Genomic DNA, 6,762 nt, shown 5'->3' with positions numbered 1-6,762 from the left:
CCAAGACCGCCGACCAAATCCTGGCCAGCATCGCCAACTACTGCCGACGAATTAATGACTCAGGACACTAGCCGCCCGGCGCGGGCTTCGGCGGGGTGGTGGTGGTCGGCGTGCCCGACAGCGTCGGCGCATCCGTCGGGGTGGCCGGCGCGGAGGCGGGCAGGTTCGACGGGGCGTCCTGCGAGGACAGCGCCGACATGGCCTTCCATTCGCTCCAGTCCACCGCCCAGTCCCAGATGTCGCCGTCGGCGTAGGACAGCTGGATGCGGGTGCCGGTGACCTCGACCGGGTCGCCGTAGATCGCGCTGTTGAAGTACTGCTGCGAGTTCTCCAGGTTCAGGTTGATGCAGCCGTTGGTGACGTTGGTGTTGCCCTGCGAACCGATGCTGTTCGGGTTGCAGTGGATGAACTCGCCATTGTTGGAGATCCGCACCGCGAAGCGTTCGTGCACGTTGGAGTACCCGGCGGCCGGGTTGGTCATCCAGAAGTCCTCGTACTTCTCGGTGACCACGTGGATGCCGCTGCGGGTGACGTTGCGGTCCAGATCGCCCTCGCCGTAGCTGCAGGGGAAGTCCATGATCACCGCGCCCGACCCGTCGAGCACCTGGATCCGATGGCTGGAGGCCTCGGCCTTGACCACCTGCCGACGACCGATCTCGATGTCGAGCGTGGAATCGGCCGCACCATAGGCGTCCTCGCCGAAATTCACCCCGTACAACGGGGCCTTGACACTGACCTTGGTCCCGGCCGGGTAGTACTCCCGGGTGCGCCAGTGCACCCGCGAGCCGCCGGCCTCGTCGGGCAGCCAGGCCCAGCTGCCCTCGACCGGCGGGGTGGTGGTGACCTGCAGGGCTTTCTCGACCGTCGCCCGGTACTCGTCGTCGATCACGGCGTCGAACTGCAGGATGATCGGCGCGGCCACCCCGACCACCTGGCCGTCGGCCAGCTGGAACTGGCCACTGACCTGCTTGCGCGGGGCCACGGTGGTGAACTTGCCCTGCACCGGTTGCGCCTTGCCGTCCTTGCCGACCACCGAACCGGCCCACGTGTAGGTGGCGTCGTAACCGAGCGGTTCGGTAACAGTGAACGCGGTGCGGTCGCTGTTGAATTTGCCGGCCACCACCTTGCCGTTGGCGTTGGTCAGGCTGATCCGCTGGAACCACCCGTTCTCGACCGTGACCCCGACCGCCGCGGTCGGCAGCACATCTTCGGCGCCGCCGGCCGGCTCGTAGGTCACCGTCGGCTCGACCGGAGCGTCGTCCTCGGGGGCGGAAAGGGGCGTCTCGCCCGAACATGCAGCCAGCAGTCCGGCTCCCACGCCGACGGTCAGCACCGTCAGGGCGCGCCGCCGATTGAACAACGGCGCGTTGGCCTCTATATCACCGGCAGCGCTCACGTGGACCTAGGGTACCGATAGATCGCACCCAATCAGAATCGGCTCAGGCTGCAAGGTGATCCCGAAGCGCTCCGCGACCCCGGCTTGCACCGTCCTGGCCAGCGCGATCACGTCGGCACTGGTTGCCTGGCCGCGGTTGGTCAGCGCCAGTGCGTGCTTGGTGGACAGCCGTGCGGGCGCGTCCGCACCGGGGTAGCCCTTGCCGAAGCCGGCCCGTTCGACGAGCCAGCCGGCGGCCAGCTTGACCCCGTCGGGCGCCGGGTAGTGCGGCACAGCTCCCGCGTCGGGCCCGGCGTCGCCCCGGAACACCGCCTGCACCCGCTCGAACTCGGCCTGCGACACCACCGGGTTGGTGAAGAACGACCCCACGCTCCAGGTGTCATGGTCCTCGGCGTCGAGCACCATCCCTTTGCCCGCCCGCAACCTCAGCACGGTGTGGCGAACTCGCATCGGGTCGGCCCGCTCACCCGGCTCGACCCCCAGCGCGGTGGCCAGCTCGCGGTAGCGCAGCGGTGCGCTTCTGCGGTCCCGGGCCCCATCCGCTTCCAGGGCGAACTCGACCTCGAGCACGATGACGGCATCAGAGTGTTTGAGAATGCTGGTGCGGTAGCCGAACTTGAGCTCTTCCGGTGCGGCCCAACGGTCTTCGCCGGTACGGCGGTCCAGCAGCCGTACCCGGGTGATGGTGTCGGCGACCTCAGCCCCGTAGGCGCCGACGTTCTGCACCGGGGTGGCCCCGGCCGATCCGGGTATTCCGGACAGACATTCCAGCCCGCCCAGGCCGTGGCGCAGGGCGGTGACGACGACGTCGTCGAACACCGCGCCGGCCTCGGCGCGCACCAGGTTGCCCTCGACCGTGACGGCGGTGTTGGCCACCCGCACCACCGTGAGGTCGGGTCTGGTCGCGGCCAGGTCGTCGGCCAGCACCACATTCGACCCGCCGGCCAGCACCAGGATCGGCTCGGCCACCGCGCGCAGCACATTGACGAGGTCATCGGTGCTGGTGCAGGTGAGCACCCGGGGTGCCACCGGACCGACCCGCAGCGTGGTCAACGGAGCCAGCGGCACATTTTCGGCGAGTGCCACACCGGCGACATACGAACTGACCACGGCCCGTAACGGTAGCCTGACCAGCTATGCCGCGATCATTCGACATGGCCACCGACTACGAAGGCAGCGTCGAACAGGTCCACCGGGCATTCGCCGACGAGCGCTACTGGCTGGCCCGACTGGCCGATTCCGGGGCCGACGAAACCACCCTGGACACCCTCGATGTCGGCGCCGACGGCTCCCTCGACGTGGTCACCACCCAGGTCCTGCGCGCCGACCGGCTGCCCGGGCTGGTGTCACAGTTTCACCGCGGCGATCTGAGCATCCAACGCGAGGAGCAGTGGCAGCCGGTCCACGACGGCATGTCCCATGGCACGGTCCGGGGCTCGGTCTCCGGGGCGCCGGTGGCACTGTCCGGTACCGCGACACTGTCGGCCACCGACACCGGATCCCGGCTGTCGGTGCACCTCACCGTCGAGGTGAAGGTGCCGTTGGTGGGCGGCAAGATCGAGGGCTTCATCGGCAACCAGCTGGCCGACCTGCTGATCGCCGAGCAGCGGTTCACCTCGGTGTGGATCACCGATCACGCATGATCGGGTGCCGCGCGGCCGTCGTCGAGGGGGCGTTGCGCGCTGACCGGCACGTCTAGACCCGTCGGGGCGATCACCCGGGGCACCACCGGGTACAACCGGCTGCGCCGCAGCGACCGCTGGCTGGTGCACTCCCCGCGGGTACGCACCGCGTTGCGGGCCGCGGCCGATCCGCTGGTGGTCGACCTCGGCTACGGGGCGCTGCCGGTCACCACGGTCGAACTGTCCTCGCGGCTGCAGACGGTGCGCCCCGACGTGCGCGTCGTCGGGCTGGAGATCCATCCCGAGCGGGTGGCCACCGCGCAGGCGCTGACCGATGAGCAGGGCGCGGTGCGGTTCGCGCTCGGCGGGTTCGAGCTCGCCGGGCTGCGTCCGGTGCTGGTGCGGGCGTTCAACGTGCTGCGCCAGTACCCGGTGGAGGCGGTGCCCGACGCCTGGGCCACGATGATGCGCCGGCTGGCCCCGGGCGGGCTGATCGTCGACGGCACCTGTGACGAGCTGGGCCGCCGCTGCTGCTGGGTGCTGCTGGATGCCGACGGACCGGTGAGCCTGACGCTGGCCTGCGACCCGTTCAACATTGAGCAGCCGTCGGATCTGGCCGAACGGCTGCCCAAGGTCCTGATCCATCACAACGTGGCCGGCCGGCCGATCCACACGCTGCTGTCCGCGGCCGACCGGGCCTGGGCCAGCGCGGCCGGGCACGGGGTGTTCGGACCGCGGGTGCGGTGGCGGGCCATGGTGGAGTTGCTGCGCGCCGAGGGCCATCCGGTGGCCGCGCCGCGACGACGGCTGCGCGACGGGGTGCTGACGGTGCCCTGGTCTTCCGTGGCCCCCGCCACGCATTGAGCACCGTGGCGCCGGCCACAAATTAAGCCGCGTCCCGCCACTAGGCTGACCTTATGCGTACCGCCTTGGCGCAGATCGCCACCGGCACCGACCCGGCCGAGAATCTGGAGCTCGTCGCGGAGTACACCCGGCGCGCAGCCCAGGACGGCGCGCGGCTGGTGTTGTTCCCCGAGGCCACCATGTGCCGGTTCGGGGTGCCGCTGCGCCCGGTCGCCGAGAAGCTGGACGGGCCGTGGGCGATGGCGGTACGCGAGATCGCCGCGCGGGCCGGCGTCGTCGTGGTGGCCGGGATGTTCACCCCCCACGCCGACGGCCGGGTCACCAACACCCTGCTCGCCACCGGCCCCGGTGTCGACACCCACTACCACAAGATCCATCTCTACGATGCTTTCGGTTTCAGCGAATCACGCACTGTGGCACCGGGTTTCGACCCGGCGACGATCACCGTCGACGGGGTCACGGTGGGGATCACCACCTGTTACGACATCCGGTTCCCGGAGCTCTACGTGGAGCTGGCCCGGCGCGGCGCCCAGTTGATCACCGTGCACGCCTCGTGGGGGTCCGGCCCGGGCAAACTCGAGCAGTGGACCCTGCTGGCGCGGGCCCGGGCGCTGGACACCACCGGCTTCGTCGCCGCGGTGGACCAGGCCTATCCGGGCGACGAGATCGCCAAGGCCGGGCCGACCGGGGTGGGCGGCAGCCTGCTGGCCTCCCCCACCGGCGAGGTCCTCGCCGCGGCCGGATCCGACCCGCAGTTGCTGGTGGTCGACGTCGATCTCGACGCCGCCAGCCGGGTCCGGGACACCATCGCGGTGCTGCAGAACCGCTCACCGTTCGCTCAGTTGGGTAAGGCACAATCGCTGGGGTGACCGATCCCTGGGCTCGCCCAACCGACCAGTCCCCGCCGGCCCCGTCGTCCGAGGTGCCACCGCCGCCCCCAGGTCAGCCGGGCCAGCCGGTGCCGCCGGAGCAGCCGGTGCAGGCCGGCCAGCCCGGTCCGGGCGCGCCCGAGCCCCAGGGCCCATCGGCGCTGGCCAAGGTCAAGAAGCTGCTGTCGGACCCGCTGTCGGTGGTACTGGTCGTGGTGATCGTGCTGGCCCTGGTCGCCGCCGGGGTGCTCGGCGGTGAGCTGTACGCCCGCAACCGGGCCGACAAGATCGTCGCCTCGATCGTGGAATGCATCGTGCAGGACGGCGCCAAGGCCTCGTTCGACCCGCTGCCACCGTTTCTGATGCAGCACATGACCGGGCACTACACCAACATCAACATCGAAACCGCGGGCAACCAGATCCGCGACGCCAAGGGCATGAAGGTCAAGATCGGCATCGAGGATGTGCGGATCAAGGAAACCGCCGATGCCAGCGGCACCGTGGGCTCGATGGTCGCCGACATCACCTGGAACACCGACGGTATCCGCCAGACCGTGGCCGACATGGTCCAGCTGCCGTTCGTCGGCTCGGCGATCTCGGATGTGCGGACCAACCCGTCGCAGGGGACGATCGAGCTCAAGGGCCTGCTGGGCACCATCACCGCCAAGCCCACGGTGGTCAACAAGGGCATCTCACTGCAGATCATCGACCTGAGCGCCATCGGCCTGTCCTGGCCGCGGGAGACCCTGCAGCCGATCCTGGACAAGTTCACCGCCCAGATCACCGAGAACTACCCGATGGGCATCCACGCCGACAGCGTGCAGGTCACCGACAGCGGCGTGGTGGCCAAGTTCTCCACGCAGAACGCCGAGATGCCCAAGGCGCAGGAAGATCCCTGCTTCGCCAACCTGTAGCTTCTCGCGCTAAGCCAGGCCGTCGAGCACAGCCCGGGTGCCGGACAGCCCCAGCCTGGTGGCTCCGGCGTCGAGCATCGTGACCGCGGCCTCGGCAGTCCGGATGCCGCCGCTGGCCTTGACCCCGATCCCGGGGCCCACCGCGCGGGCCATCAGCTCCACGGCACGCGCTGAGGCCCCGCCGCTGGGATGAAAACCGGTGGAGGTTTTGACGAAGTCGGCCCCGGCGCCGACGACGGCCCGGCACACCTCCCCCAGCACCGCCTCACCGCCGAACTCCAGCAGGGCGGCGGACTCGACGATCACCTTCAGTGTGGCCTCGGGTACGGCGGCGCGCACCGCGGCCACCTCGGCGGCGGTGGCCGCCAGATCGCCGGCCAGCGCGGTGCCGACGTCGATCACCATGTCGATCTCGGCGGCACCGGCGGCAACGGCCAACTGCGATTCGCGGGCCTTGATCTCGGCCAGATGCTTGCCCGACGGGAAGCCGGCCACCGCGGCCACCGCCAGCCCGGCCGGGCGGACCCTCGCCGCGGCGGATACCAGCGTCGGCGACACGCACACCGAGAACACGCGGAGGTCGGCCGCCTCGGCCACCAGCTTCTCGACGTCGGCCGCGGTGGCCTCGGGCTTGAGCAGGGTGTGATCGACCAGGGCCGCGACCTGCGCGCGGGGGTAACTGCCCATCAGAAAGGTTCCTCACTGCCGCCGGGGTTGCAGCCGCTGCCCAACATCACCTCGGGGCTGACCTCGGGTCGCCATGGCTCCAGGTTCCAGCTGACCTTGCCGGGCTCGGTCAGCTCGGCGAAGGTCCAGTGGCACAGGAACTGGTCACGCATCCCGGGCAGGTCGGCCTCCGGGGCCAGCGCCAGCACCTCGGCCCAGGCCGCGTCGGCCGCGGCGCCGGCAGCGGGTTGGCGGGTCACCGCGCGGGCGGCGTCGGTCGGATAGACCCGCAGGCTGGACAGGTCGCCCCATTTGGCCCAGGTCACGTGATCGATGTAGGCCGGGTCGGCGGCCGCCGTCGGGCACCAGGTCAGCGCCGCGCCGAGCAGCACACCTGCTGCGCCGAGCGCAGCGGAGCGAAAGCGCATCGC

Annotated in this window: 8 protein-coding genes; 4 read left to right on the top strand and 4 right to left on the bottom strand. The window is 70.3% G+C overall.

Annotated features, from left to right (window positions below; genetic code table 11):
• Positions 1 to 67 precede the first annotated feature (67 nt).
• Both FR943_RS03735 and FR943_RS03730 read right to left on the bottom strand, forming a co-directional pair.
• Entirely contained in the window at positions 68 to 1,396 is a 1,329-nt protein-coding gene (locus FR943_RS03735; RefSeq protein WP_217154967.1) for a L,D-transpeptidase, read from the bottom strand.
• Between the two features lie 6 nt (positions 1,397 to 1,402).
• A complete protein-coding gene (locus tag FR943_RS03730) occupies positions 1,403 to 2,506 on the bottom strand; it encodes a UDP-N-acetylmuramate dehydrogenase (protein WP_217154966.1) in 1,104 nt (367 codons plus the stop codon).
• A 26-nt stretch (positions 2,507 to 2,532) separates the two neighbouring features.
• Between FR943_RS03730 and FR943_RS03725 the strand changes: the two genes are divergently transcribed.
• The 4 genes from FR943_RS03725 to FR943_RS03710 are packed head-to-tail and all read left to right on the top strand — an operon-like array spanning position 2,533 to position 5,665.
• Positions 2,533 to 3,039, top strand: a complete 507-nt coding sequence (locus FR943_RS03725) for a DUF2505 domain-containing protein (RefSeq protein ID WP_217154965.1) — start codon at positions 2,533 to 2,535, stop codon at positions 3,037 to 3,039.
• Positions 3,040 to 3,078: 39 nt separating this feature from the next.
• On the top strand, positions 3,079 to 3,882 hold the full coding sequence (locus tag FR943_RS03720; RefSeq protein ID WP_217154980.1) for a class I SAM-dependent methyltransferase: 804 nt from the start codon (positions 3,079 to 3,081) through the stop codon (positions 3,880 to 3,882).
• A 53-nt stretch (positions 3,883 to 3,935) separates the two neighbouring features.
• The gene (locus FR943_RS03715; RefSeq protein WP_217154964.1) at positions 3,936 to 4,751 is read left to right on the top strand and encodes a carbon-nitrogen hydrolase family protein; all 816 of its coding nucleotides are present in this window, start codon (positions 3,936 to 3,938) and stop codon (positions 4,749 to 4,751) included.
• Positions 4,748 to 5,665, top strand: coding sequence for an LmeA family phospholipid-binding protein (locus FR943_RS03710; RefSeq protein WP_217154963.1), 918 nt, complete (start codon positions 4,748 to 4,750; stop codon positions 5,663 to 5,665). Before FR943_RS03715 ends, FR943_RS03710 begins: the two co-directional genes overlap by 4 nt.
• Positions 5,666 to 5,674: 9 nt before the next feature.
• On the opposite strand, the gene deoC is transcribed toward FR943_RS03710, so the two are convergent.
• The gene (gene deoC, locus FR943_RS03705) at positions 5,675 to 6,352 is read right to left on the bottom strand and encodes a deoxyribose-phosphate aldolase (RefSeq protein WP_217154962.1); all 678 of its coding nucleotides are present in this window, start codon (positions 6,350 to 6,352) and stop codon (positions 5,675 to 5,677) included.
• Positions 6,352 to 6,759 carry a DUF2599 domain-containing protein gene (locus FR943_RS03700; protein WP_217154961.1) on the bottom strand — a complete coding sequence of 136 codons (408 nt, stop codon included), beginning with the start codon at positions 6,757 to 6,759 and terminating at the stop codon, positions 6,352 to 6,354. Before FR943_RS03700 ends, deoC begins: the two co-directional genes overlap by 1 nt.
• Positions 6,760 to 6,762: the final 3 nt, after the last annotated feature.

Source organism: [Mycobacterium] fortunisiensis, from assembly GCF_019050325.1.
Taxonomy (GTDB): Bacteria; Actinomycetota; Actinomycetes; order Mycobacteriales; family Mycobacteriaceae; genus Mycobacterium; species Mycobacterium fortunisiensis.
This window is presented reverse-complemented; position numbering and strand designations above follow the sequence as displayed.

What these genes read in the sequence shown, in the direction of transcription:
- FR943_RS03700 (WP_217154961.1), bottom strand. Translation starts at nt 6,759, where the DNA reads ATGCGCTTTCGCTCCGCTGCGCTCGGCGCAGCAGGTGTGCTGCTCGGC.
- FR943_RS03715 (WP_217154964.1), top strand. Translation starts at nt 3,936, where the DNA reads ATGCGTACCGCCTTGGCGCAGATCGCCACCGGCACCGACCCGGCCGAG.
- FR943_RS03725 (WP_217154965.1), top strand. Translation starts at nt 2,533, where the DNA reads ATGCCGCGATCATTCGACATGGCCACCGACTACGAAGGCAGCGTCGAA.
- deoC (WP_217154962.1), bottom strand. Translation starts at nt 6,352, where the DNA reads ATGGGCAGTTACCCCCGCGCGCAGGTCGCGGCCCTGGTCGATCACACC.